22 protein-coding genes and 3 pseudogenes are annotated in these 24,362 nt (G+C 68.3%); 11 read left to right on the top strand and 14 right to left on the bottom strand.

Annotated features, from left to right (window positions below):
- From AC07N1_RS24120 to AC07N1_RS24110, 3 genes are all read right to left on the bottom strand, one after another.
- Positions 1–77 (bottom strand): hypothetical protein (locus tag AC07N1_RS24120; RefSeq protein ID WP_494655298.1); only part of this gene is annotated, 77 nt, incomplete at its 3' end.
- An 85-nt stretch (positions 78–162) separates the two neighbouring features.
- Complete coding sequence (locus tag AC07N1_RS24115) at positions 163–711, bottom strand: hypothetical protein (protein WP_494674099.1); 549 nt, start codon at positions 709–711, stop codon at positions 163–165.
- A 4-nt stretch (positions 712–715) separates the two neighbouring features.
- The gene (locus AC07N1_RS24110) at positions 716–1,681 is read right to left on the bottom strand and encodes a UDP-glucuronic acid decarboxylase family protein (protein WP_494674098.1); all 966 of its coding nucleotides are present in this window, start codon (positions 1,679–1,681) and stop codon (positions 716–718) included.
- Between the two features lie 215 nt (positions 1,682–1,896).
- On the opposite strand from AC07N1_RS24110, the gene AC07N1_RS24105 reads away from it, so the two are divergent.
- From AC07N1_RS24105 to AC07N1_RS24085, 5 genes are all read left to right on the top strand, one after another.
- A complete protein-coding gene (locus AC07N1_RS24105) occupies positions 1,897–3,024 on the top strand; it encodes a glycosyltransferase family 4 protein (protein ID WP_494674097.1) in 1,128 nt (375 codons plus the stop codon).
- Positions 3,021–4,289 carry a glycosyltransferase family 4 protein gene (locus AC07N1_RS24100; protein ID WP_494674096.1) on the top strand — a complete coding sequence of 423 codons (1,269 nt, stop codon included), beginning with the start codon at positions 3,021–3,023 and terminating at the stop codon, positions 4,287–4,289. Before AC07N1_RS24105 ends, AC07N1_RS24100 begins: the two co-directional genes overlap by 4 nt.
- Before the next feature lie 51 nt (positions 4,290–4,340).
- Complete coding sequence (locus AC07N1_RS24095; protein WP_494674095.1) at positions 4,341–4,940, top strand: hypothetical protein; 600 nt, start codon at positions 4,341–4,343, stop codon at positions 4,938–4,940.
- A gap of 94 nt (positions 4,941–5,034) precedes the next feature.
- Positions 5,035–6,261 carry a glycosyltransferase family 4 protein gene (locus tag AC07N1_RS24090; RefSeq protein WP_494674094.1) on the top strand — a complete coding sequence of 409 codons (1,227 nt, stop codon included), beginning with the start codon at positions 5,035–5,037 and terminating at the stop codon, positions 6,259–6,261.
- A gap of 50 nt (positions 6,262–6,311) precedes the next feature.
- Positions 6,312–7,850 (top strand): glycosyltransferase family 4 protein, encoded by a 1,539-nt coding sequence (locus tag AC07N1_RS24085; RefSeq protein ID WP_494674093.1) that lies wholly within the window; start codon positions 6,312–6,314, stop codon positions 7,848–7,850.
- Positions 7,851–7,874: 24 nt separating this feature from the next.
- Here AC07N1_RS24085 and AC07N1_RS24080 read toward each other — a convergent pair whose 3' ends face one another.
- The 4 genes from AC07N1_RS24080 to AC07N1_RS24065 all read right to left on the bottom strand — a co-directional run bounded on the left by AC07N1_RS24080 (position 7,875) and on the right by AC07N1_RS24065 (position 11,264).
- Entirely contained in the window at positions 7,875–8,336 is a 462-nt protein-coding gene (locus AC07N1_RS24080) for a hypothetical protein (protein ID WP_494674092.1), read from the bottom strand.
- Between the two features lie 4 nt (positions 8,337–8,340).
- Positions 8,341–9,603 (bottom strand): glycosyltransferase family 4 protein, encoded by a 1,263-nt coding sequence (locus AC07N1_RS24075; protein WP_494674091.1) that lies wholly within the window; start codon positions 9,601–9,603, stop codon positions 8,341–8,343.
- Between the two features lie 89 nt (positions 9,604–9,692).
- A complete protein-coding gene (locus tag AC07N1_RS24070) occupies positions 9,693–10,463 on the bottom strand; it encodes an ABC transporter ATP-binding protein (protein WP_494674090.1) in 771 nt (256 codons plus the stop codon).
- Between the two features lie 9 nt (positions 10,464–10,472).
- A complete protein-coding gene (locus tag AC07N1_RS24065; RefSeq protein ID WP_494674089.1) occupies positions 10,473–11,264 on the bottom strand; it encodes an ABC transporter permease in 792 nt (263 codons plus the stop codon).
- 242 nt (positions 11,265–11,506) lie between these two features.
- On the opposite strand from AC07N1_RS24065, the gene AC07N1_RS24060 reads away from it, so the two are divergent.
- Positions 11,507–12,709, top strand: coding sequence for a threonine ammonia-lyase (locus AC07N1_RS24060; protein WP_494674088.1), 1,203 nt, complete (start codon positions 11,507–11,509; stop codon positions 12,707–12,709).
- Positions 12,710–12,728: 19 nt separating this feature from the next.
- On the opposite strand, the pseudogene AC07N1_RS24055 reads toward AC07N1_RS24060, so the two are convergent.
- Together AC07N1_RS24055 and galU are read right to left on the bottom strand one after the other, a co-directional pair.
- Positions 12,729–12,873 (bottom strand): annotated as a pseudogene (locus tag AC07N1_RS24055) (hypothetical protein); the annotation flags it as partial.
- A 75-nt stretch (positions 12,874–12,948) separates the two neighbouring features.
- The gene (galU, locus tag AC07N1_RS24050) at positions 12,949–13,818 is read right to left on the bottom strand and encodes a UTP--glucose-1-phosphate uridylyltransferase GalU (protein WP_494674087.1); all 870 of its coding nucleotides are present in this window, start codon (positions 13,816–13,818) and stop codon (positions 12,949–12,951) included.
- Between the two features lie 169 nt (positions 13,819–13,987).
- Between galU and bamJ the strand changes: the two genes are divergently transcribed.
- From bamJ to AC07N1_RS24035, 3 genes and pseudogenes are all read left to right on the top strand, one after another.
- Positions 13,988–14,509, top strand: a complete 522-nt coding sequence (gene bamJ, locus AC07N1_RS24045) for a BamJ family beta-barrel-assembly machinery protein (protein ID WP_494674086.1) — start codon at positions 13,988–13,990, stop codon at positions 14,507–14,509.
- Positions 14,510–14,662: 153 nt separating this feature from the next.
- A complete protein-coding gene (locus AC07N1_RS24040; RefSeq protein ID WP_494674085.1) occupies positions 14,663–16,792 on the top strand; it encodes a TonB-dependent receptor domain-containing protein in 2,130 nt (709 codons plus the stop codon).
- A 30-nt stretch (positions 16,793–16,822) separates the two neighbouring features.
- Positions 16,823–16,930 (top strand): annotated as a pseudogene (locus AC07N1_RS24035) (hypothetical protein); the annotation flags it as partial.
- A 44-nt stretch (positions 16,931–16,974) separates the two neighbouring features.
- Here AC07N1_RS24035 and purU read toward each other — a convergent pair.
- Positions 16,975–17,817 carry a formyltetrahydrofolate deformylase gene (gene purU, locus AC07N1_RS24030; protein WP_494674084.1) on the bottom strand — a complete coding sequence of 281 codons (843 nt, stop codon included), beginning with the start codon at positions 17,815–17,817 and terminating at the stop codon, positions 16,975–16,977.
- 158 nt (positions 17,818–17,975) lie between these two features.
- Between purU and argE the strand changes: the two genes are divergently transcribed.
- Entirely contained in the window at positions 17,976–19,154 is a 1,179-nt protein-coding gene (gene argE / locus AC07N1_RS24025; RefSeq protein WP_494674083.1) for an acetylornithine deacetylase, read from the top strand.
- Here argE and AC07N1_RS24020 read toward each other — a convergent pair.
- Positions 19,117–20,163: a glycosyltransferase family 2 protein gene (locus tag AC07N1_RS24020; protein ID WP_494674082.1), complete on the bottom strand. Its 1,047-nt coding sequence runs from the start codon at positions 20,161–20,163 to the stop codon at positions 19,117–19,119. The genes argE and AC07N1_RS24020 overlap by 38 nt on opposite strands.
- Before the next feature lie 33 nt (positions 20,164–20,196).
- Between AC07N1_RS24020 and rfbC the strand changes: the two genes are divergently transcribed.
- The gene (gene rfbC / locus AC07N1_RS24015; RefSeq protein ID WP_494674081.1) at positions 20,197–20,742 is read left to right on the top strand and encodes a dTDP-4-dehydrorhamnose 3,5-epimerase; all 546 of its coding nucleotides are present in this window, start codon (positions 20,197–20,199) and stop codon (positions 20,740–20,742) included.
- Positions 20,743–20,803: 61 nt separating this feature from the next.
- On the opposite strand, the gene AC07N1_RS24010 is transcribed toward rfbC, so the two are convergent.
- The 3 genes and pseudogenes from AC07N1_RS24010 to fzlA form a co-directional block, all read right to left on the bottom strand.
- On the bottom strand, positions 20,804–22,204 hold the full coding sequence (locus AC07N1_RS24010; protein ID WP_494674080.1) for a sulfotransferase family protein: 1,401 nt from the start codon (positions 22,202–22,204) through the stop codon (positions 20,804–20,806).
- Positions 22,205–22,445: 241 nt separating this feature from the next.
- Positions 22,446–23,495 (bottom strand): annotated as a pseudogene (gene queG / locus AC07N1_RS24005) (tRNA epoxyqueuosine(34) reductase QueG); the annotation flags it as partial.
- Positions 23,476–24,162, bottom strand: coding sequence for an FtsZ-binding protein FzlA (gene fzlA / locus AC07N1_RS24000; RefSeq protein ID WP_494674079.1), 687 nt, complete (start codon positions 24,160–24,162; stop codon positions 23,476–23,478). The pseudogene queG and the gene fzlA, both read right to left, overlap by 20 nt.
- Positions 24,163–24,362: the final 200 nt, after the last annotated feature.

Below are 24,362 nucleotides of genomic sequence, written 5' to 3'. Positions count from 1 at the left end.
ACCACGTGACCGAAGTCCGCAAAACACGCCCCCGACACCAGGCCCACATAGCCCGTGCCAATCATCGCTACGCGCATGTCGTCGCTTCCAATCCCCGCACCGGGTCCGCGCTAAGCGGACGCCCGGCGATATTGATCATGCAACGGGCCGGCGAAAGCCCGTTTAGAAAACTTCACGTTCCAGCAGCTGCAGGCGCCCGGAAAGCGTGCGCAAGGCCTCTCGCAGCTCGGCCAGTTCAACGGCCTGGCGGGCGGCGGTCTCTTCGGCGGCGCGGGCGGCGGCCAGGGCCGCGCCCACCCGCAGCTCCAGGTCGGCCCCGGTCGTGGCGGCCGCCTGGCGCGTCGCCTCGATGATCTGCTCGCGCAGATAGCTGAGGCCCGCCCACAGGTCCTCGCTGGTGGGGTAGGAATCGACCACCTGCTCGATCACCAGGTCGACCAGCAGGTCGCGCCCCAGGGCCGTCGCCAGCCGGCGCAGCACGCCGGTATAGGTCAGGTTGGGGGTCAGCTTCAGTTCGTCGCTGCCCAGCACGGTCAGCAGGAAGTCGACCTTGGCCTCGAGCGCCGAGAGATCGCCGGCGTCGGCGTATTCGGGCTCGCGGCGCAGGATCGCGTTGTAGCAGTGGACGACGTACGACCGGGAATCGAGCGCCGCCACTTCGGTGGACATCCGCACTTGGCCGTTGAAGACGGATTGCGGGGTGCTGGCCATGCGATCAGACCTGTTCGAGCGGGACGTCGCCCTGGCTGAGGACGCTGTCGAAATAGGCGATGGTCTTGCGCAAACCTTCCTCCAGCTCGACGGTCGGCCGCCACTGCAGCAGCTCTTCGGCGAGGCCGATGTCCGGCTGGCGCTGGCGCGGGTCGTCCGACGGCAGCGGCTTGAAGATCAGCTTCGACTTCGAACCGGTCAGCTCGAGCACCTTCTCGGCCAGCTGGCGGATGGTGAACTCGTTGGGATTGCCCAGGTTGACCGGGCCGGTGACCTCGTCGCCGGTGTTCATCAGGCCGATCAGGCCGCGAACCAGGTCCGACACGTAGCAGAACGAACGGGTCTGCGTGCCTTCGCCGTACAGGGTGATGTCCTCGCCCGACAGCGCCTGGACGATGAAGTTGGACACCACGCGGCCGTCGGCCTCGTGCATGCGCGGGCCGTAGGTGTTGAAAATCCGCGCGACCTTGATGCGGGTCTGGTGCTGGCGCCAGTAGTCGAAGAACAGGGTCTCCGCGCAGCGCTTGCCTTCGTCGTAACACGACCGGATGCCGATCGGGTTGACGTTGCCCCAATAGTCTTCGGTTTGAGGATGAACGGCCGGATCACCGTACACTTCCGAAGTCGAAGCCTGCAGAATCTTGGCGCGAACGCGCTTGGCCAGTCCAAGCATGTTGATCGCGCCGTGGACGCTGGTCTTAGTGGTTTGGACCGGGTCGAATTGATAGTGCACAGGGCTCGCGGGGCAGGCGAGATTATAAATCTCGTCAACCTCAACGTAGAGCGGGAATGTTACGTCGTGGCGAATTAGCTCAAAGTTGCTGTTAGGCAGAAGATGAGTGACGTTACGCCGCCTACCTGTAAAGAAGTTGTCGACACAAAGCACTTCGTGGCCTTGGGCCAGTAGCTCTTCACAAAGGAACGAACCAACAAAGCCCGCTCCCCCAGTTACCAGGATTCTATTCGGCACCGGCGACCCCAAATTACCTTCGAGGCTGGTCCTACACGATGTCGGGGGGGGACGTAAATAGCTCGGGCGTCAGCGGAAAATGCAGCGCGATAAGGTTTAGCTTGGGGCTAGCGGAGGCGTGACACGGCGTGTAGATGTCGGCCCGCATCAACCAAATGTACCCTTAATCAAGGAGCCGGGGCGCATCAAAGCTCCTCGCCAAGGAAACGCCGGCTATGAACGCGTTGCGGGTCGCACATCTGACGCCTACCTATTTCGGGCCGGACTCGGTTGTCGGTGGTGGCGAACGTTATGTTGCGAATATAGCCCAAGCCTTGCAGGTTGCCGCGCCGTCTCTGTCCAAGAACATCCAGCAAACAGTGGTATCTATCGGTAAGGAAAATCGCTTCCTGTTGCAGGGCGGTATTCCGGTCCGGGTGCTGAAGAACGAGAACCCATCGCCCAACCTGATGGATGGGATCTCGCAGTATCTTTGGCGCGAGATCGAGAACTTCGACATCGTGCACGTGCACCAGTCGCTGACGACGTTCGGCGCCTACGCCAGCGTCATCGCCAAATCGCTGGGCAAGCCGGTCGTGATGACCGACCTCGGCGGCGGCCACCACCCGGTGATGACCACCGGCCGCGGCCTGGATCTGGCCGACGCGGTCGTCTCGATCTCGAATTTCGCCCATTCGCTGATCGCCGGTTCCTACGGCGGACGCTACGAGGTGATCGTCGGGCCGATCGACACCGACACCTTCAAGCCGGCGGCCAAGCCGAAGAAGGCCCGCGCCAAGTCGGTGATCTGCGTCAGCCGCATCATGCCCCACAAGGGCATCGACCGGATCATCCGCGCCCTGCCGGACGGCCTGTCGATGACCATGGTCGGCTCGGTCTACCACAAGGAATATTACGAGCTGCTCAAGGACATGGCGCGGGGCAAGGACGTCACCTTCATCCATGACGCCAGCGACGAGCAGCTGATCGAGCTCTACCGGTCGGCCGGCCTGTTCGCCCAGGGCTCGACGGCCAAGGACGTCTACGGAACGATCGTCCGCAAGACCGAGCTGATGGGCCTGACCACGCTGGAGGCCATGGCCTGCGGCCTGCCGGTGATCGTGTCGGACGGCGGCTCGCTGCCCGAGATGGTGCCGAACGGCGAGCTGGGCCGGGTGTTCAAGACCCACGAGGAGCTGGTCGGCCACCTGGAGGACTTCCGCGACGGGCGCTGGGCCAAGAACTTCTCGGCCAAGGGCGCCCACGCCCACGTCGAGGCCAACCACAGCGCCATGGCCGTGGGCCTGAAGCTGGGGCGGCTCTACGAGGCGCTGCTGGCCGGCAAGGGGGCGATCGCCGCATGAAGATCCTCGTCCTGAGCGATCTTTGGCCGCCCTACTATCTCGGCGGCTACGAACTGGCCGCCGCCAATGTCAGCCGCGCCCTGATCGCGCGCGGGCACGACATCCTGGTGGCCACCACGCCGTCGCACGTGCTGGGTCCGCCCGACCCGCCCTATGTGCGCCGCTGCATGCGCTCGGACTGGTTCCAGCCCTACAAGCAGAAGAACCAGGCCCACGAGACCCTGGGGGTCTATCGCTCGGCCACGGGCGACAGCCACCACGCCCACACCCTGCTGGCGCTGCTGCGCGAGTTCGAGCCGGACCTGGTCTATGTCTGGAACACCTTCGCCATGGGCGGCCTGGGCGTGCTGGACGTGCTCGACGTCGTCGGGGTGCCGTGGGTCATCCACCTGATGGACAAGCAGCCCGAGTTCATCTTCCGCAACATGCCGCAGCTGTCGCGGCCGATCTTCGGCCGGGTGGCCGGCGAGATCCTGCGCGAAGCCAACGTCATCGCGATGAGCGAGCACCTGCTCGACGAGATCGCCGAGGACACCGGCATCGTCTTCGACAAGCCGGTCGACGTGGTGCCCGGCTGGGTCGACACCGACGGGCTGAGCCAGCGGACGGAATTCCTGCAGGGCGGCGTGGCGCGCTTCGTCACCGCCGGCGCCGTGGTGCCGCACAAGGGCATCGGCCTGATGGTCGAGGCCGCCGCCGAGCTGGTGGCCCGCGGGGTCGGGAACTTCACCATCGACGTCTTCGGCGAAGGCCAGATCGCGACCTTCGTCGAGCAGGCCGGCGCCCTGGGCGTGCAGGACAAGATCAGCTTCCTCGGCGGCCGGCGCCAGTCCGACCTGCTGGCGGCCTATCCGTCCTACGACGCCTTCCTGTTCCCGACCTGGGAGCGCGAGCCGTTCGGCTTCGCCCCGATCGAGGCCGCCGCCTGCGCGTGCGTGCCCATCATGACCCGCAACTGCGGGGCGTCCGAGCGGGTGCTCGACAAGGTCCACTGCCTCAAGATCGAGCGCGACGTCGGCGAGCTGGCCGACGCGATGCAGGCGATCGCCGAGGGACGGATCGACCTGGCGCCGATCGGCCGCGCCGCCGCGCAGCTGGTGCACTCGGACCTGTCGCTCGAGAAGATGATTGGCCAGATCGAGGACGCGCTGGAGCGCGCGGCCACGGGCTGGGACGTGGAAAAGGCGCGCGATCCGCGGCTCTCGCTGCTGTTCCACGTCAAGCAGGATCTCTCGCTGTCCATGGCGCGCGGCTATCCGCATTGAGGCGCCCTGGCGGCAGGTGCATGGAAGACGGATTACGATGAGGGGATGGGGATGAGCGATCGACAAGCGGGGGCCGGACGATCGTTCCTCAAGTGGCTGGCCCGACCGGTGACGCGGCGCCTGGCGCTGTTCGTCGAGGCGCGCCTGAACGCGCACGACGCGGCGCTGCGGGCGGAGCTCGCCCACACGAACGCGATGATCGACTGGCAGCTGAACGAGCTGCGGGCGACCTGCGAAGCCCTGCGCCAGGAGAACCGTCACCAGCGGGAAGCCCTGGACGACCTGCGCGGCGGCCTCGCCGGCGCCAACGCCCGCGTGGACGTGCTGGCGGCGTGGCTGGAGGGCGTGGCCCAGGCCGGCGGCCAGCAGCAGCAGCGCCTCGACGAGCTGCACGCCTGGCTGGCGGCGATCTCGGAGACCACCAAGCGCCTGCCGCCGCCGGAGCAGACCGCCAAGGCCGCCACCCTGATCACCCGCCTGGAGCGCGCGGCCTCGCGCGCGGCCGGCGACCGCAAGGAGGATCTGGCCCTGGCCCATCGTCTGGGCAACATCGAGAGCGCCCTGGCCGGGCTGGCCGCGCAGTCCGGCGGGACCAAGTCCGCCGCGCCCGCGCCGGCCAAGAGCCGCGCCCGCCCCGCCTCGGTCAAATAAACGCCGATCCAGCGCCGCAACGGCGCGTTATCCCGCAGCGGCCGGCGATCCGTCGCCGTCCCACCGCCCGCGCCGTGTCTAGGAAGACTTTCGAATGAGGATCCTGATCCTTGGCCCCTATCCGATCGTGAAGCCCGGGCACGGGGGCGCCCTGCGGGCGTCGGCCGTGGTCAAGGCCTATCGGGCCGCCGGGCATGAGGTCGTCTATTCCGGCCTCTACGATCCCAAGCGGGTCAAGCCCGAGGACTACACCGAGTTCGACCACCCGCTGACCCGCGAGGTCGCCGACGAGGCGGGCCGCCTGGGCCTGCCGCCGGCCATCGCCATGTGGCGCGCCCTGGCCTCGGTCGAGACCAGCTTCCAGGCCTATGCGGACATGGCCCGCAAGTTCAAGCCGGACGTCGTCCAGTTCGAGGAGCCGTCGCTGTGGCCGGTGGTCCGGCGGCTGGTCGCCGACGGCGTCTGCCCCAAGGCGCGGATCATCCACTCGTCCTACAATGTCGAGACCACCTATCGCCGCGAGCTGCTGGAGCTGCAGGGCGAGGTGATCGACGACAGCATGGACCTGATCGAGGCCGAGGAGCGCGAGATCGCCACGGCCTGCGACGCGGTGTTCACGGTTTCCGACGACGATCGCCGCGCCTTCCTGGAGTTCGGGGCCAAGGACGTCACGGTCGCCCGCAACGGCGGCCTGAAGCTGTCGCCGAGCGCCGAGGCGGTCGAGGCCGTCCGCGCCTATGTCGGCGACGAGCCCTACGCCCTGTTCGTCAGCAGCGGCCACCTTCCCAACGCCAAGGCGCTGCTGGAGGCCATGCAGGGCGACCGGGCCGCGGCCATGGAAGGCAAGCGCATGCTGGTGGCCGGCTCGGTCGGCAACCTGATCGAGTCCATGCCCGAGTTCCTGACCATCCCGGCCCTGCGCCGCCACGCCACCTTGCTGGGCTTCGTCCAGCAGGAGCTGCTGGAGGCGCTGTACGACCAGGCCCGGGTCGTCGTGCTGCCCAAGTCGTACGGCGGCGGTTCGAACCTGAAGACGGCCGAGGCGCTGCTCTCGGGTCGGCCCATCGTCGCCAGCGAGGGCGCCTTTATCGGCTTCGAGCCCTATGCCCGCCTCGACAACGTGCATGTCGAGCGCGATCCCAAGGCGTTCTGGGGCAGGGTCGCGGCCATCCTCGACGAGCCGCCCCGCGCCAAGGGGCGTCCGGCCAAGCGCGCGGAGCTGGAATGGAGCCGCTGCCTGGTGCCGATGGTCGAGCGGGTCGAGGCGATCGTCGCCGCCAAGCGCCAGGCCAAGGCCTCCAAGCGGGACCAGGTGGCATGATCGCGCCGGCGCGGGCGCGGCCGCCCGTCCTCTTCGCGGAGGGCTAGGCGATGGCCCCGTCCGCGCCGTCCGCCGGCCAGAGCCTGCGGGTCCTGCTGACCAACATCACCCTGGCCGGCCGGTCGGGCACCGAGACGGTGCTGCGCAACCTGGCGCTGTCGCTGGTCAAGGCCGGGCACAGGCCGATCGTCTATTCGCCGCGCCTGGGGCCGATCGCCGACGAACTGCGCGCGGCCTCGATCTCGGTCACCTCGTCGATAGAGACGCTCGAGGAGACGCCGGACGTCATCCACGGCCAGCACGTCATCCAGACCGCCGTGGCCCTGGCGCGGTTTCCGCAGACCCCCGGCGTGTTCGTCTGCCACGACTTCATCGCCTGGCACGACACGCCGCCCCGGTTGCCGAACCTGCGCCGCTACGTGACGATCAGCGACGGCTTCCGCGACCGCCTGACGGTCGAGGCGGGGGTGTCGCCGGCGGACGTGTCGATCATCCCCAACGGCATCGACACCGAGCTCTTCCAGCCCGGTCCGGCCCTGCCGCGGGCGCCCAAGCGGGCGCTGGTGTTCGCCAAGAACCGCGGCCACGTCGAGATCATCCTCGAGGCCTGCGCCCAGCGGGGGATCGAGGCGACGGTGGTGGGCGCGGCCGCCAAGCGGCTGATCGACAATCCCCACGAGTTGATCCCGCAGTACGACATCGTCTTCGCCAGCGCCCTGACGGCGATGGAGGCCATGGCCTGCCACCGGGCGGTGGTGGTGTGCGACGGGCGGGGCCTGGCCGGTATGGCCACGCCCGAGCGCTACGAGGGCTGGCGGCGCGAGAACTTCGGACTGCGCAGCTTCACCCGGGCGCTGAACGTGCAGAACATCCTCGACGAGCTGGCGCTGTACGACGCCAAGGCCGCGACGGCCCTGGGCCAGCGCGTGCGCGAGGAGATGGCGCTGGATCGCTGGCGCGAGGCCTATGTCGACCTCTATCGGCAGGTGATCGCCGAGGCCGCCACGCCCAAGGTCGCCAGGGCCCTGCGCGACCCCGACCAGCGGGCCCGCGCCGTGGCCCGGCATCTCCAGGTCTGGGATCCCGGCGTCGACTCCGCCTGGGCCCGGGAGCGGGCGGCGCTGGAAGACCACGTGCAGGTGCTGGAAAGCGGCCTGGCGCCGTTTCCCGAGGGCGAGGCCGTGCAGGCCTCCGACGACATGCGGGTGGGCCTCAGCGGCTTCCACAAGCCCGAGCCGTGGGGTGTGTGGACGGGGCGGCGGCGCTGCGTTGTGCGCTTCCGGCCGCAGGTCGTCGAGGCGGCCCACACGCTGACCATCGAGTGCATGTCGCTGTTCACGCCCTCGCGCCAGCGCTACGAGGCGGCCTGCGCCCTCAACGGCCAGGCGCTGGGGACCATCGTCTTCGACGCCGAGACCAGCGGCGAGTACAGCGTGGTGCGCCAGACCTTCGCCCTGCCGGACCTGCCGCTGGAAGACATGGTCTGGCTGTCGCTGACCACCGACCGCCTGGTCTCGCCCAGCGACGATGGTTTTTCCAACGACACGCGCGAAATGGGCTTCGCGCTGATCTCGGTGCGGATCAACTAGGCCGGGCCGCGAGCCCGGCGCGCGTCAGGCCTGCTTGCGGGCCGGGGCGCTGGGCGGCGCCGGGGCCAGGGCGTCCTCGATCGCCGACAGGCGGTTGGCCACGGCCAGGCCGTCCTTGTAGAGGGCGTCGGTCAGCTGGGCGAGCTGGGTCTCGCGCACGCGCACGCCATCGACCGCGTTGCGCTCGCGGGTCAGTTCGCGATCGAAGCGGGCGCCGAACAGGGCCAGGCGCTCGTCGGTGTCGGTGGCGCGGGCCTGGTGCGAGACCAGGCGGCGGGCGATGTCGGACAGCCAGGCGGCCAGACCGTCGACCTTGCGGTCGACCGCCGACAGGCGGCGGTGAACGCCGGCGGGCGAGGCGACGTCCTCGGTCTCCAGGGTCGAGGTCTCGGCGTTCAGGCGCGCCGTCAGGGCCAGGACCTGGCCCTCCAGAACCTGGATCCGGCGATTGAGCTCGAGCAGTTCCTGCTGGCGGCTATCGGTCATCGGGTCACTCCACGCCATAGTTCGTCGCATAGGCGAGATGGTGCTTCGAATACAGTAGAAGCGGCAGCTTGGGGTCGTCCAGAGCTTCGGTCGACCAGGGACGGGCTTCCTCGGTCAGCTTGTCCTCGATGGCGTCGAGGCAGCGCTCGAATGACAGGCCCTGGGCGCAGGCCTGGGCGGCGGCGCGGCCCATCCGGGCCAGGTCGACCTCGCCGGCCATCACCCGGCGCATGGCCTCGCCCAGCGCCTCGACGGTGCGCTCGATCTTGATGCAGTGGACCCGGTCGACCAGGCGCTCGGCGGCGCCGCAGTTGCGGGTCAGGATCGCCGGGCAGCCCTGGGCCGAGGCCTCGATCGGCGCGAAGCCGAAAGGCTCGCGCTCCCAGGTCGGGAACAGGAAGGCGTCGTATTCCAGATAGAGGTCGAACAGCACCTCCTGCGGGCGCGACCCCAGGAAGCGCACCTTGTCGCCGACCCCCATCATCTGGGCGCGCTCGACGAAGTCGGAGACCGCGCCGGCGCCGTAGATGTCGACGATGAAGTTGTCGAAGCCCTGCTCGACCAGCTCGGCGGCCGCGTCGACGATCAGGCCGCAGCCCTTCTCGGCCGAGATCGAGGCCGAGCTGACGAAGCGCCAGGGCGCGCCGGGCTCGCGCGGCTTGCGCTCGCCCGAGGCGGGCGGGGCCCAGCCGGGCACGATCAGCGGGGCGCGCTCGAAGACCACGCCGGTGTAGTCGGTGATCTCGTCGCGCAGGTGCTCGCTCATCACGATCACCGAGGCCGAGCGCATGATCTCGGCGTTGCTGCGGGCGAACAGCACCCGCACCAGCGGCGGGGTCCAGTTCAGCAGGAAGTCGGGCAGGCGGTCCATCAGGTGCAGCACCCAGGGCGCGCCGATGATCGACAGCAGGTCGAGGATGCCCAGTCCGCCGAGGCCGAACAGGTTCCAGACATAGACCACGTCGGGCTTGAAGCGGCGGATCTCGCCGAGCAGCTGGTAGGAGTTGAAGTAGTCGTTGCCGACGCTGCGCTGCAGGGCCAGGTCGGCGTCGGCGTGGCCTTGCGGCGGCTGCGGGCCGAACCAGTGCAGCTTGAAGATCTCGGAGACGTCGGCGTCCGGGCGCGGATTGGGGGCACGGCCGGCGCTGGTCAGCACCAGCACCTCGTGGCCGCGTTCGCGCAGGCCCATGACCACGCCGCGGCAGGCCATCTCGTAGCCACCCAGCGCATTCTCTCCCCAGAGATTGGAGATGACCAGAATTCGCATGCGTGGTTCGTCCTGCCGCCGGGGGTCGTTAGCGAGCCCGTTCCGCCGGCGCGTCGCGGCGCCGAGGGTCGAGCTTTCTCAGCCGTGCATCAAGCGGATTTCGCGTAGATCGGCTGCTGGCCGGCCTCGATCCACTTCTCCCACTCGTCGGTGGTGCCGAAGAAGCCGATGCGGCCGCCGCCCATGGCGCAGACCTTGTTGCAGACGACGCGGGCCAGGTGGAAGTCGTGGGTGGCCACGACGACGATCTTGGCGCGGTTGATGAACTCGGTCATCCGCGCGCGGGCCTGCTCCTGGAAGTCGGCGTCGCCGGCGCTGAGCCACTCGTCCATGATCAGGATGTCGGCCTCGAAGGCCGTGGTCACGGCGAACATCAGGCGGGCGACCATGCCCTGCGAATAGGTGCGGACCGGCAGGTGGATGAACTGGGCCAGGCCCGAGCACTCGATGATGTCGTCGAGCTTGCTCTGGATGTGCTTGCGCGAAACCATGCGCATGCGGCCCAGGTTGAAGATGTTCTGCAGGCCGGTCATGTCGTAGTCGAGACCGGCGCTGACCGAGATGGTCGTGGCCACGCTGCCGTTCATGCGCACCTGGCCGACGGTGGGCTCGTAGATGCCCGCCAGCACCTTCAGCAGGGTGGTCTTGCCCGAGCCGTTGTGGCCGACCAGCGCCAGGCGGTCGCCTTCCTTCAGCTTGAAGCTGATGTTGTTCAGGGCGCGCACCACCGTCACGTCGGCGTTGCGATACATCTGACCGCCGATCTTGCGGGCGAAGACCGCGCTGCGCAGCGACTTGGAGCTGAGCGAATAGATCGGATAGTCGAGCGTGACGCCGCTAAGCTCGATGAAGTGGCTCATCACGGTGTCCTATAGCCAGAAGATGACGCGTTTGCGGAAGGCGACGATCAGCAGGTAGGCGATGACCAGCATCGCGCCGGTCCAGCCCAGACCCCAAGCCCAATCGGACATCGACGGCGCGTTGCCCAGCAGCGGCTCGCGGATCAGGGCCACGAGATGGTAGAACGGGTTGTAGTGGATCAGGTGGCTGCGGAAGCCGTGCGAGGGGCCGGCGCGCCAGAAGATCGGCGTCATGAAGAACAGCAGCGAGATCACGAAGCCCACGCCCATGCCGATGTCTCGGAAGCGGGTCGAGGGCATGGCCACCACGATGCTGGCCAGGAAGGTCGCCACGAACAGCAGCGGCAGGGTCAGCAGCAGGGTCCAGGACGGCACGGCGGCCAGGCCCATCACCACCAGCACCACCCAGTAGGTGAGCAGCTGGGCGCCGAAATTGACCAGGGTGCGGAAGGTCGCGGTCCAGGCGTGGAACGACAGGGGCAGGCGCTGCACCTGCATGACGCCCGCGCCGTTGATGAACATGTTGGCGCCTTCGGCGATGCCGGTGCCCACCAGGCCCCAGGCTAGAATGCCGGCCAGAACATAGGGAAAGTTTTCCCGCCACGGCGCGCCCAACAGGCTGCCGAACACGAAGCTCAGCGCGAAACCCATGGTAAGCAGAGTGGTCGAAAGCCAGAATGGACCCAGGAACGTTCGTCTAAAACGGCCGATGGTTTGGTCCCATCCGAGACCAATCCAAAGAGGAGCCAAACGAACGCCATCGACGAGGTCTTTATAGGCGGCCTTCAAGGCGTTCGACATTGTCGATTCTGTCCGGGGCTTTTGTTACGACTGGGCGCGCACCAGCGATATCGTAGCGTCTAGGGACTTAGCCCGACCAAGTCAACGACAACTCGGCCGGGCTGCGTCGGCCGCGATCGCCCTGCGAGGGTGCTGCTGTTCGAGCACAAAGCCGGCGAAATTGTGCCCGGCTGCTGCGCCGTGTCGATAAACCGACTATCAAGCCGCCAGGCGACCACGTGCCGTACTTGAGATTGGCTTACATGACCCTCGACATCACCGCCATCCGCGCCGCCGCCGACCGTCTGGCCGGCCACATCGAGCGCACGCCGTGTCGCTATTCGCGGACGCTGTCGAAGATTACCGGCGCCGAGGTGTGGGTGAAGTTCGAGAACCTGCAGTTCACGGCCGCCTACAAGGAGCGCGGGGCGCTCAACAAGCTTCTCCTGCTGTCGGACGCCGAGAAGCAGAAGGGCGTCATCGCCGCCAGCGCCGGCAACCACGCCCAGGGCCTGGCCTATCACGGCGCGCGCCTCGGCGTGCCGGTGACCATCGTCATGCCCAAGACCACGCCGTTCGTGAAGGTGCAGCACACCCGCGACTTCGGGGCCAACGTGGTCATCGAGGGCGAAACCTATGACGACGCCAACGCCCATGCGCGCAAGCTGCGCGAGGAGCAGGGCCTGACCTTCGTCCACCCGTTCGACGACTACGACATCATGGCCGGCCAGGGCACCATCGCCCTGGAGATGCTGGAAGACGTGCCCGACCTGGAGATCCTGCCGGTGCCGATCGGCGGCGGCGGCCTGATCAGCGGCGTGGCCACGGCGGCCAAGGCGCTGAAGCCCGACATCCGCATCATCGGCTGCGAGCCGGCCATGTACCCGTCGTTCACCGCCAAGATGCGCGGCGTCCAGGCCCACTGCGGCGGCCAGACCATTGCCGAGGGCGTCGCGGTCAAGCAGGTCGGCGAGCTGACCTACGCCGTCGCCCGCCCGCTGATCGACGACGTGCTGCTGCTGGAAGAGCCGCACCTGGAGCAGGCCGTCTCGCTCTACTGCAACGTCGAGAAGACCATCGCCGAAGGGGCCGGCGCGGCCTCGCTGGCGGCGCTGCTGGCCTATCCGGAGCGCTTCCGCGGCAAGAAGTGCGGCCTGATTCTGTGCGGCGGCAACATCGACACCCGCCTGCTGGCCTCGGTGCTGACCCGCGAACTGGTGCGCGCCCAGCGCCTGGTGTCCCTGCGCATCGTGGGCGACGACCGTCCGGGCCTGCTGTCGACCGTGGCCAGCGTGATCGGGACCATGGGCGCCAACATCATCGAGGTGAACCACAACCGCCTGGCCCTGGACGTGCCGGCCAAGGGCGCGGAGTTCGACATCACCATCGAGACCCGCGACGCCCAGCACACCCAGGAAGTCATGAACGCCCTGCGCGAGCACGGCTATCCGCCGCGCACGGTGTAGTCGGCTCTCCTTAAGTTCGTCATCCCGGGCGAAGGACCGCGCAGCGGGCCGCAGACCCGGGACCCAGGGGCGGCCGCACAGCAGTCGCCACCACCGGGCGCTTGACCCGGTCGCCGAGCCCGGTCCCCTGGGTCCCGGCTCTCCGCTTCGCTGCGGCCGGGATGACGATGTGGGGAATTACAAAAAAGGCCCCGCTCCTGCTGGAGCGGGGCCTTTTCAATTTCAGCTGCGAGAGAACCCTACAGCAGAGCCGAGATCGCCTTTCGGGCGGCTTCGCCGAGGTCCGGACGCTTCAGGGCCAGGGCGACATTGGCCTTCAGCAGGCCGATCTTGTCGCCGCAGTCGTGGGTGTCGCCTTCGTAGACATAGGCGTGGAAGGCCTGGTCCTGCATCAGCTTGGCCATCGAGTCGGTCAGCTGGATCTCGTTGCCGGCGCCCTTTTCCTGGCTGGCCAGCAGGTCGAAGATCTCCGGCTGCAGGATGTAGCGGCCGGCGATGGCCCAGTTCGACGGGGCCGTGCCCTTGGCGGGCTTCTCGACCATGCCGCTCATCGTGGCCAGGCGGCCCTCGACCTTGCTCGGGGCGACGACGCCGTACTTGTGGGTCTCGCTCTCGGGCACTTCCTCGACGCCGATGATGTTGCCGCCGCCGACCTGGTCGTAGACCTCGATCAGCTGGGCCAGGGCCGACTTCGGCGAGTCGACGATGACGTCGGGCAGCAGCACCGCGAACGGCTCGTCGCCGATGATGTCGCGGGCGCACCACACCGCGTGGCCCAGGCCCAGCGGGGCCATCTGGCGCACGAAGCTCATCTCGCCCGGCCGGGGCAGCTCGTCGCGCAGCTGCTTGAGGATGTCGAGCTTGCCCTTGGCCTCGAGCTGCATCTCGAGTTCGATCTGGTGATCGAAATAGTCCTCGATGGCGCCCTTGCCGCGGCCCGTGATGAAAACGAAGTGCTCGATGCCGGCCGCGCGGCCTTCCTCGACGATGTAGGACAGGATGGGCCGGTCCACGACGTTGAGCAGTTCCTTCGGCGTCGATTTGGTGCCGGGCAGGACCCGGGTGCCAAGACCCGCGACGGGAAGAACGGCCTTGCGGACAGGTTTCATGAACGCCTCGTTTTACGTCTCGATTGATGCGTCTTAAGGGGTCGGGGCCGCATGCGCCACCACCGTTGCATGACAACGGTGTCTCATGGGCGTCCCAACCACGGAATGATTGATGTTCGCGCCAAGCCTGCTAGCTCAGGGCGCGGTTTCGCCCATCGGAAAGACTTTCATGCGCGCTCGGTTCCTCGTCATCGCCGTCCTGGCCGGTCTGTCCCTGGCGGGCTGCGGGCCTTCGAAGCAGGACCTGGCCGCCCAGCAGGCGGCGGTCTCGGCCAACAAGACCGCCGGCGTCGACTTCCTGGCCAAGAACGCCAAGGAACCCGGTGTCGTCACCCTGCCCAGCGGCCTGCAGTACAAGGTCGTGCGCTCGGGTCCGGCCGACGGCCTGCATCCGCGCCCGATCGACGAGGTCAAGGTCCACTACGAGGGCAAGCGCCTGGACGGCGTGGTGTTCGACAGCTCCTACGAGCGCGGCGTGCCGGCCTCGTTCCAGCTGCGCGGCCTGATCCCCGGCTGGGTCGAGGCCATGCAACTGATGCGCCCGGGCGACGAGTGGACGCTCTACGTGCCCGCCGACCTGGCCTATGGCGACATGCAGGCCGGTCCCGACATCCCGCCGGGCAGCACCCTGGTGTTCCGGATCGAACTGATCGGCGTGCTGCGCAGCAAGTTGCAGACCCCGAAGGGCTGATCGACGGTCTCGTCGGAGGGGCGCTGCGGGCGCAATCTTGCGCCCGCATTGCTGGCGGATTTCAAATCGTTGCCGGTTCGCCAAAGCGCTTGGCTTCCCGATTTCAGCGGCTGATAGCGACACTCACTCGCAAAAAGCTTGGCTGGAGTTGGGATGTCGCGCCTCACGTTTGCTTCCGTTCTGATGGGGTCGGCCGCCGCCCTGGCCATGGTTGGCGCGGCCCACGCCGCCGCGCCCGATGCGGCGGACCTGGACGGGGTGGTCGTCACCGCCGCCGGCTTCGAGCAGAAGCTGGTCAACGCCCCGGCCAGCGTCACCGTGCTGCCTCGCCAGGAGCTGGAGGAGATGCGCGCGGCCAGCCTGGCCGAGGTGCTGACCAATGTCGAAGGCGTCGATGTCGGCTCGGCCGTGGGCAAGACCGGCGGCCTGAACATCAACATCCGCGGCATGGGCAGCGACTACACGCTGATCCTGATCGACGGCCGCCGCCAGAACACCGCCGGCAGCGTCACGCCCAACGGCTTCGGCGAGACCGCGACCAGTTTCCTGCCGCCGGTGGCGGCCATCGACCGCATCGAGGTGGTGCGCGGCCCGGTCTCCACCCTCTACGGCTCCGACGCCATGGGCGGGGTGGTCAACATCATCACCCGCAAGGTCGGCGCGAAGTGGACCGGCACGGCCAGCCTCGATGCGACGGTTCAGGGCGACGACGAGTTCGGCAACCTTTACGGCGGCAATGTCTACGCCAACGGCCCGATCGTTCGCGACCTGCTGGGCCTGGCGGTGCGCGGCAGCTTCCTGAACCGCGAAGCCTCCAGCCTGACCTTCGAGAATGTCGGCGGCGTCGACGCCCCGATCACCGGCTTTGGCCGCAGCGCCACCAAGAGCGAGCTGCGCACCCTGGGCGCGCGCCTGACCCTGACGCCGCATGCCGACCACGACCTGTGGCTCGACATCGACGAGTCCACCCAGTGGTACGACAACGCCCGGGGCCAGATGGGCACCAACACCACAGCCGGCGGCTACGCCAACGCCCTGGAGTTCAACCGCCGCCAGGTCGCCCTGGCCCACAACTGGCGCCTGCCGTTCGGCCAGCTGGAGAGCAACCTTTCCCAGGCCAAGACCGAGACCATCGGCCGGATCATCCCCAACGGCGTGGCCGGAGCCGGCGGCGCGCGGGACCTGGAGTCGACCAACACCATCTTCGACACCAAGCTGCATTCGCGCTGGAGGAACCACACCTTCACCGTCGGCGGCCAGTACTGGGACGCCGAGATGGTCGACGGCGTCGCGCCGCGGCCGTTCGAGCACCAGCAGTGGGCGGTGTTCGCCGAGGACGAGTGGCGCTTCACGTCGGCTCTGGCCCTGACGGTCGGCGCTCGCCACGACGACCACAGCGTGTTCGGCGGCCACTTCAGCCCGCGCGCCTATCTCGTCTGGAACGCCAGCCAGGCCTGGACCTTCAAGGGCGGGGTCAGCCAGGGCTTCAAGACCCCGCGCCTGGAGCAGCTGGCCCCCGGCATCAACGGCTTCGGCCAGCAGGGCCGCCTGCCGCTGCTGGGCTCGCCGGGCCTGCAGCCGGAGACCAGCACCAGCACCGAGGCCGGCGCCTATTACGACAACGGCGCGGGCTTCACCGCCAGCGTCACGGTGTTCCACAACCAGTTCGAGGACAAGATCGCCGCCGGCCCGCCGGTGACCAACTGCGCCTTCGGCCTTGACCTGACGCAGTACAATTCGGGCGCGGGCCGTCCGGCCGGCTGCACCGACGTCGGCTTCTTCCCCAACGCCGCCACCTTCGGCCAGAGCATCAATATCGACGAGGCCACGACCCAGGGCCTGGAAGCGGCCATGCGGCTGCGCTTCGCGGAAGCCTGGACCCTGGGCCTGAACTACACCTTCACCGACAGCGAGCAGAAGAGCGGCGCCGAGGCCGGCCGCAAGCTGACCGACACGCCCGAGCACATGCTCAACGGCAATCTGCGCTGGCGGGTCAGCGATCGCCTGAACGCCTGGGTACGCGGTGAATACCGTAGCGAGCGCTATCGCGGCGAGGGCGCGGCCCGCGTCGCCCTGGGCGACTACAAGGCCTACAGCCTGTTCCACCTGGGCGGGTCGTTCGAGGCGACCGACAAGGTCACGCTGAACGCCACGATCTACAACCTGTTCAACAAGGACTTCGTGCGCCAGCTGCCCTACGGGACGCCGGTCGCCTACGCCCCGGAATACACCAACAACCAGGAGCCCCGACGCCTTTGGGTTTCGGTGCAGGTGGACTTCTAGGGGGAACTCGAAGCCTTCCCCAACAATCGTCATCCCGGCCGCAGCGCAGCGGAGAGCCGGGACCCAGGGGCCGGCGCAGTGCGGTTGCCCCTGGGTCCCGGGTCTGCGGTCCGCTTCGCGGTCCTCCGCCCGGGATAACGATCTAGAATGGAGCCATGATCCGCAGAGCGGATCTGCCGGCCTTAGTCGGTGAACACCACCGTCTTGCGGCCGTTCAGCAGCACCCGGTCCTCCAGGCGCCAGCGCAGGGCGCGGGCCAGCACACGGCGCTCGATGTCGCGGCCCTTGCGGACCAGGTCTTCCGGCGTGTCGCGGTGACTGATGCGCTCGACGTCCTGCTCGATGATCGGGCCCTCGTCGAGGTCGCCGGTCACGTAGTGGGCGCTGGCCCCGATCACCTTCACGCCGCGCGCATGGGCCTGGTGGTAGGGCTTGGCGCCCTTGAAGCCCGGCAGGAACGAGTGGTGGATGTTGATGCAGCGGCCCTTGAGCTTGGCGGCCAGGCCGTCGGACAGCACCTGCATGTAGCGGGCCAGCACGACGATGTCGGTCTGCGTCTCCTGGATCAGCTTCCAGAGCGCGGCCTCCTGCTCGAACTTGGTCTCCTTGGTCACCGGCAGGTGATGGAAGGGCAGGCCCGACAGGTCGACGTGGGTGTAGGTTTGCGCGGGATGGTTGGCGACGATGGCGGTGACGTCCATCGGCAGCTCGCCGATCCGCCAGCGATAGACGAGGTCTGCCAGGCAATGGTCGAACTTGCTGGCCAGGATCATCACCCGGTAGCGCTCGGCCGGGTCGCGCAGGGTCCAGCGCATCGAGAAGCCCGTGGCCAGGACCTCGAACTCGGCGCGCAGGGCGGCGCGGTCGCTGCCGTCCGGATCGAAGACGACGCGCATGAAGAAGTCGCCCGTCTCCTGGTCGTCGAACTGCTGGGCGTCGAGGATGTTGCAGCCGCGTTCGAAGAGGAAGGTCGAGACCTTGGCGACGATACCGGGCTGGTCGGGGCAGGAGAGGGTCAGGATCATGGTCCGCTTCCTCTAAAGCTTAGGCCCCCCGAAGAAAAGCCGTGGAAAGGGACGTTTCTTGCGCGCCTCCTGCGCTTTGTCCGGCGGCGGGCACGATCCTGCCCTGACCGGATCGCGCGGGCTTGGCGGGCGGGGGCGGCGCGGCCTAGGCTCGAAGGATGGTTTCCTCTCCCGAAGCGCTTTCCGCCCGTGCGATCGATATCCTGGCCAGGCTGGTGGCCTTCGACACCACCTCGCGCGGCTCCAACCTGGCTCTGATCGAATGGGTCGAGGCCTATCTGACCGATCTGGGCGTAGCCTCGCGGCGGGCGCCCAACGCCGACGGCACCAAGACCAACCTGATGGCCAGCATCGGTCCGGCCGTGCCCGGCGGGGTCGTGCTGTCGGGCCACACCGACGTGGTGCCGGTCGACGGCCAGCCCTGGACCAGCGATCCCTGGACCCTGACCGAGCGCGACGGCCGCCTCTACGGCCGCGGTACCTGCGACATGAAGGGGTTCCTGGCCCTGGCCCTGGCGGCCGCCCCCGACCTCGTCGCGGCCGACCTGAAGCGCCCCGTCCACCTGGCCTTCTCCTATGACGAGGAGATCGGCTGCCTGGGCGCGCCGGACATGATCGCCATCATCGCCCGCGACTTTCCGCGACCGGCCCTGGTGGTGGTGGGCGAGCCCACCGACATGGTCGCCGTCCAGGCCCACAAGGGCATCGCCAGCTACTGGGTGACGGTGACCGGCCGCGAGGCCCATTCCAGCCTCACCCACCTGGGCGTCTCGGCCAACATGGTCGCCGTCAAGCTGATGAGCCATCTGGTCGAGCTGTCCGAGCGCCTGGAGCGTGAAGCCGACCCGGCCTCGCCGTTCCTGCCCAAGGGCGCGACCCTGACCATCGGCCAGGTCAACGGCGGCACGGCGGTCAACATCCTGGCGCGCCAGTGCGTGTTCGTCTTCGACCTGCGCACGCCGCCGGGCCTGGACCCGGACGCCATCCTCGCCGATTTCTTCGCCCTGGCCGCGCGGCTCGACGCCGAGGTCAAGGCCAAGGCGCCCGAGGGCGGGGTCAAGGTCGAGGCGCGGTCGCTGACACCGTCCTTCGCGCCGGAAAAGGACGGAGTCGCCGAGGCCTTCGCCCGTCGCATGGCCGGCGACAACGGCCCGGCCCGGGTCGCGCCCTACGCCGCCGAGGCGGGGCAGTTCCAGGACGCGGGCTTCTCGACCGTCATCTGCGGTCCGGGCTCGATCGACCAGGCCCACCAGCCCGACGAATATGTCGAGATCGCCCAGATCGAGCGCGGCGCCCAGTTCATGCGGCGGATGATCGACGACCTCGCCACTGCCTGATCACGATCCGGCGGCCGAAGAAGGCCACCGGGTCCAGCGCCATGGCCCGCAGGATGTCGATCGCCGGCGCCTTGCGGGCCGCCTGGATCTCGCGCCGCGAGGCCAGGATCGGGTCGAGGTCGGCCTTCACGAAGGCGGCCTTGAAGCCCTTCCACACCGGCCCGGCGTCCTTGCGGCGCAGGTGCAGCAGGAACAGGCCGGCCGTCACGCCGAAATGCAGCGGCGCGCTCCACCACAGCATGGGCGAGGGCGTGTTCTTCAGGAAGGTCCAGACCCGGTTGCGGGTGCCGTGGAAGAGGGCGAAGTCCGAGCGCACGCCCAGCGTCGCCGAGCCGACGTGCTCGACCTTGGCGTCCGGCGCCAGCAGGGTCGGCTCGCCGGCCAGCCGCAGCCGGTAGCCTAGGTCGACGTCCTCGCAATAGCAGAAGAACCGCTCGTCGAAGCCGCCGAGGCCCAGGAACAGGTCGCGCTCGACCATCATCGCCGCGCCGCAGGCCGAGAACACCTCGCCCTCGAAGACCTTGGGCGTCTCCTTGCGGCGGTAGCCGCCGCGGAAGGGGATGCCGGCAGAGGTCATGACGTCGCCGGCCCCGTCCATCAGGCCCGGCTCGTCGGCGACCAGTTGCAGCGAGGCGAAGCTGCGGACGTCCGGATGGCGCTGGGTGGCCGCCACCAGCTGTTGCAGCCAGTCGGGATGGGCGTAGGCGTCGGGATTGAGCAGCACCAGCCAGCGACCGCGCGTCTGGCGGGCGGCCAGGTTGTTGCCGGCCGCGAAGCCGGTGTTGGCCCCCGGCTCGATCAGCTGGATCGACGGGTCCGCGGCGGCCGCCGCCTGGGGCGCGCCGTCGGTCGAGGCGTTGTCGACCAGCAGGACCTCGAAGTTGCGGAAGGTCTGGCCGGCCAGGCCGGCCAGGCAGCGCGCCAGGGTCGGGCCGCTCTGGTAGGCGACGACGACGACGCTGAGGAGCGGCGCGGCGCCGGCCTTGCCTTTGCCGTTGGGTCGAGCCATGCGTGTCGCACTCGCGTTCAAAGGAGTTCATTCGTGAAAATCGAGCCGATGGCGATTTCCGACGTGCTGCTTATCACGCCGAAGCGCCATGGCGACGAGCGTGGATGGTTTTCCGAGACCTATCGTGAGTCCGCCCTGGCCGAGGCCGGTTTCTCGGGCGCCTTCGTGCAGGACAACCACGCCCGCTCCACCCGGCGCGGCACGTTGCGCGGCCTGCATTTCCAGCGCGCGCCGCATGCGCAGGACAAGCTGGTGCGCTGCGTGCGCGGGGCGATCTTCGACGTGGCGGTCGACATCCGCCCGGGCTCGCCGACCTTCGGCGCCTGGGTGGGCGCGGAGCTCTCGGCCGACAACAGTCGCCAGCTGCTGGCGCCCAAGGGCTTCGCCCACGGCTACTGCGTGCTGACCGACGAGGCCGAGGTCACCTACAAGGTCAGCGCCTACTACAATCCCGAACACGAGGGCGCGCTGCTGTGGAGCGATCCGGCGGTGGGCGTGGCCTGGCCGCTGGCGGCCGACGAGATCCACTGCAACGGCCGTGACGCGGCCGCGCCGCGGTTGGCCGACCTGGCGCTCTGATCGCGCGGTCGCCGGGCGCCCCTCCCGCGGGAAGGGCGCCAACGGACGCTACATGCGGACGCTACATGAGGTGGGCGCGCACGACGCGGATCTGCGCCCCGACCGGCCGCGGATCGCCCAGCGGCTCGTCGGTGAGCTGCTTGACGTAGGGGATGACCAGCTCCAGCTGCACCAGCCCGTCCGGCGCCGGCATCACGATGCCGCGCGTGGCGATGCCGCGCATCTCCGTGGTCTTCAGCTCGTGGTGCACCTGCTCGCCGTCGGGGGTCTTCAGCACCAGGGTGAAGGTCTGGCGGGCGCCGAAGAAGGGGTAGAAGTCGAACTCGACCCAGGCCTTGGAGTCGGGACGCCCGCCTTCCAGCCGGAAGGTCATCGAGGCGCTGTGGCCCAGCGTCCAGCGCCATTGCTCCTCGGCGACGTCGAAGTTCCGCAGCGAGACGCTGACCGGCTCGGCGCCGCCCAGCTTCAGTTCCAGCGGCTGGGGCAGGGTGCGGATGACCAGCGGGTGGCGGGTCAGCAGGTCCATCAGGTCGGCGTCGTCCCAATCGGCGACGATGTCGCCGAGGACGGCTTCGATCTTGGCCACGTCGGCGTCGCAGACGGCGTAGCGCCGCAGCGTCGAGGGCATGGGCTCGAACAGCGAGCTGAAGCGGTTCTCGACCTCGAGGAAATCGGCGATGCGCTGCGACTGCTCGGCGAAGCGGCTCTCCAGGTCCTCGTACTTGAGGAACAGGTAGTCCTCGTCGTCGGCGTGGGCGGCGGCGAACTCCCAGTTCTCGACCCACTCCTGGATGGCGTGGTTCAGCGTCTTGATGTGCCAGGAATCCCCGCCGGCCAGGGTGTTGTCGCGCCGGGCCAGCGACGAATTGATCACGTCCACCGGGTGGCGGATGATCATGACGTTGCGCGGGCGCACGCCGTAGCGTTCGAACAATCGCGGATCGTCATGATAGTTCTGGTAGTTGGGCATCTTGTCGCCCACCACCTGGACGTCGGCCTTGCCCGAGACGCCTTCCAGCACGCCGCGCACGATCCGCGTGAAATGGCGACGCTTGGGCGTCAGCATCAGCGGCATGCGTTCCTTGGTCCGCGCCTCGCGCTCGCCGTGGAAGTCGCGCGCCTCGCGGCGGACGCCGACCGCGACCAGGCGCTCTTCCTCGGTCAGTTCGGAGCAGTCCTCCTCAACGCGCTGGTCGAGTTCGAGCAGGCGGCTGACCACCTGGGTGTTCTCGGACATCTGGTCTTCGGCGGCGAACAGCAGGTCGACGACGCCGATCAGGCGCGGCAGGCCGTATTCGTGCAGGCAGGTGACCGCGGGGTGGGTGTTGAGGATCTGCTGGAGAACCGTCGTTCCGCTCCGTGGGGCTCCGAGAACCTTGAGCCAGACGAGCTCCTGGTTGTCCTTCGATTTTGGTTTGGCCGAAGGCTTGGCGCCGGACAGGACTTTGGAACTGTTAGACAATCATCTACTCCGCGCTACGCCGGCCGTCCTTGAGATCCGCGGAGGCCGTGCTTTTTCGTTGGCGGACGTTCGACCGGCTCTGGTCCGTTCGAACGCCTTCGCGACGACATGACGCCGCGAAAAGCTGTTCATTTGCTCGCCTGCACGGAATTTTTAAGCACAGTTTTCGCTCCAGCTTAAGTGGAGAGCCGAACAATTCATCTCATGAGGGCGGGTTTCGTCCGCGTCACACGGCGTTTTGAAGCCTCGCGGACGCCCAATCGGCCGCATCGCGCACCGTGGCGTCGGGATCGGCCCGCAGCGGTTCGACCACCTTCAGCAGGTCCGCCTCGCCGCTGTTGCCGATGGCGTAGAGCACGTTGCGCACGAAGCGGTCGCGCCCGATGCGCTTGATGGGGCTCTTGGAAAAAAGGGCGCGGAACGCCGGATCGTCGAGGCCGGCCAGCGTCGCCAGCGGCGGGGTCTTCAGGGTTTCGCGGGCGTGGAACTTGGCCTCGGCCGACAGGCTGGCGAACTTGTTCCACGGGCAGGCCGCCAGGCAGTCGTCGCAGCCATAGATCCGGTTACCCAGATTGGGCCGGAACTCCTCGGGGACCGGGCCGGCCAGCTCGATGGTCAGGTAGGAGATGCAGCGCCGCGCATCCAGCCGGTGCGGCGCGGGGAAGGCGCCCGTCGGGCAGATGTCCAGGCACGCCCGGCACGAGCCGCAGCGGTCGATCTCGGCCTCGTCGGGCGGCAGGTCCAGCGTGGTCAGCACGCTGCCCAGGAACAGCCAGGAGCCGAACTGGCGCGAGACGAGGTTGGTGTGCTTGCCCTGCCAGCCCAGGCCCGCGCGCTGGGCCAGGGGCTTCTCCATCAACGGGGCGGTGTCGACGAACACCTTGACCTCATTGCCCCAGCGGCGGTGCATCCAGCCGGCCAGCTGCTTGAGCCGTTTCTTGACCACCTCGTGGTAGTCGTCGCCCTGGGCGTAGACGCTGATGGCGGCGCGGTCGGGATGCTCCAGCTGGGTCAGCGGGTCGATGTCGGGGCCGTAATTGACGCCCAGCACGACGGCGCTCAGCGCATCGGTCCACATGGCGGTGGGGTGGCTGCGCCGCTCGAGCGTCTCCTCCATCCAGCCCATGGCCCCGTGCAGGCCCTCGGCCACGAACTGGCGCAGCCAGTCGCCGTTGGGCCAGGCGTCGGCGGCCGAGGCGAAGCCGCAGGCGTCGAAGCCCAGAGCCAGGGCTTCGCGGCGGATCTCGTCCTTGATCGCTTCGGGAGTCAGGTCAGAAGTCGAGGTCGTCATAGTGCGCGGCCGGCGCGAGGCCGGGCCAGCGGTCGGCCAGGATCGGCCTGAAGCACGGCCTCGATTTCAGCTTCATGTACCAGGTGCGCACCGCCGGGAAGTCCTTCCAGGGCACGTCGCCGAAATAGTCGATGACCGACAGGTGCGCGGCCCCGGCGAAATCGCCGAGACTCATACGGCGGCCGGCCAGCCAGTCGCGGGCCTGCAGCAGGCCTTCCATGTAGCCCAGGTGGTCGCGCAGGGCGTCGCGGCCGCGCCGCAGCGACGACAGGTCCGGCGCGCCCATCCGCAGCAGGCGCTTCTCCATCTTCTCGTGCAGGAGGAAGCCGTTGACCTCGTTGTCGAACTTGCGGTCGAACCACTGCATCAGGCGGCGGGCCTCGGCGCGCTCGCCGGCCTCGCGGCCCAGCAGCGCCGGCTCGGGCTCCTGCTCCTCGATATGCTCCAGGATCGCGCGGCTCTCGCAGATCACCGCCGTGCGCTGGTGGCGGGTCTCGACCAGCACCGGCGTCAGGCCCGACGGGTTCAGCTTGGTGAAGTCCGGCGGCGACTCCCAGTAGCGCACCTGCACCTCGGCGAACGGCAGCCGCTTTTCGCCCAGCACGAGGCGAACCTGGCGGGAGGCCGGGTCGAGGGGGAAGTGGTGAAGGGTGCGTTCGACGCTCATGCCCACATGCGTTCAGGCTGCATCGTCTGATCGATGCGCCGCTTTGCTTAACAAGATATTGCCGGGGCAGGACTATTCCGAGGAATGAGCGTTTTTGGGGCGGTCCGCCCGCGGCGGCCCCCTCAGTCGCTCCGCGACAGCTCCCCCAGAGGGGGAGCATCTAGCTCGGCGTCTCCAGATCCTCCCCCTCTGGGGGAGGT

This window comes from Caulobacter sp. GW821-FHT09B11 (assembly GCF_059418205.1).
Note: the sequence above shows the minus strand (reverse complement) of the source record. Positions and strands in the feature narration are given on the sequence as shown.

Excerpts from the sequence above, each read along its gene's own strand:
- AC07N1_RS24065 (WP_494674089.1), bottom strand. The coding sequence starts at position 11,264 with ATGTCGAACGCCTTGAAGGCCGCCTATAAAGACCTCGTCGATGGCGTT.
- fzlA (WP_494674079.1), bottom strand. The coding sequence starts at position 24,162 with ATGAGCGTCGAACGCACCCTTCACCACTTCCCCCTCGACCCGGCCTCC.
- AC07N1_RS24090 (WP_494674094.1), top strand. The coding sequence starts at position 5,035 with ATGAGGATCCTGATCCTTGGCCCCTATCCGATCGTGAAGCCCGGGCAC.
- AC07N1_RS24100 (WP_494674096.1), top strand. The coding sequence starts at position 3,021 with ATGAAGATCCTCGTCCTGAGCGATCTTTGGCCGCCCTACTATCTCGGC.
- galU (WP_494674087.1), bottom strand. The coding sequence starts at position 13,818 with ATGAAACCTGTCCGCAAGGCCGTTCTTCCCGTCGCGGGTCTTGGCACC.
- AC07N1_RS24040 (WP_494674085.1), top strand. The coding sequence starts at position 14,663 with ATGTCGCGCCTCACGTTTGCTTCCGTTCTGATGGGGTCGGCCGCCGCC.
- AC07N1_RS24105 (WP_494674097.1), top strand. The coding sequence starts at position 1,897 with ATGAACGCGTTGCGGGTCGCACATCTGACGCCTACCTATTTCGGGCCG.
- AC07N1_RS24095 (WP_494674095.1), top strand. The coding sequence starts at position 4,341 with ATGAGCGATCGACAAGCGGGGGCCGGACGATCGTTCCTCAAGTGGCTG.
- AC07N1_RS24080 (WP_494674092.1), bottom strand. The coding sequence starts at position 8,336 with ATGACCGATAGCCGCCAGCAGGAACTGCTCGAGCTCAATCGCCGGATC.
- purU (WP_494674084.1), bottom strand. The coding sequence starts at position 17,817 with ATGATCCTGACCCTCTCCTGCCCCGACCAGCCCGGTATCGTCGCCAAG.
- AC07N1_RS24075 (WP_494674091.1), bottom strand. The coding sequence starts at position 9,603 with ATGCGAATTCTGGTCATCTCCAATCTCTGGGGAGAGAATGCGCTGGGT.
- AC07N1_RS24115 (WP_494674099.1), bottom strand. The coding sequence starts at position 711 with ATGGCCAGCACCCCGCAATCCGTCTTCAACGGCCAAGTGCGGATGTCC.
- argE (WP_494674083.1), top strand. The coding sequence starts at position 17,976 with ATGGTTTCCTCTCCCGAAGCGCTTTCCGCCCGTGCGATCGATATCCTG.
- AC07N1_RS24085 (WP_494674093.1), top strand. The coding sequence starts at position 6,312 with ATGGCCCCGTCCGCGCCGTCCGCCGGCCAGAGCCTGCGGGTCCTGCTG.
- AC07N1_RS24070 (WP_494674090.1), bottom strand. The coding sequence starts at position 10,463 with ATGAGCCACTTCATCGAGCTTAGCGGCGTCACGCTCGACTATCCGATC.
- bamJ (WP_494674086.1), top strand. The coding sequence starts at position 13,988 with ATGCGCGCTCGGTTCCTCGTCATCGCCGTCCTGGCCGGTCTGTCCCTG.
- AC07N1_RS24060 (WP_494674088.1), top strand. The coding sequence starts at position 11,507 with ATGACCCTCGACATCACCGCCATCCGCGCCGCCGCCGACCGTCTGGCC.
- AC07N1_RS24020 (WP_494674082.1), bottom strand. The coding sequence starts at position 20,163 with ATGGCTCGACCCAACGGCAAAGGCAAGGCCGGCGCCGCGCCGCTCCTC.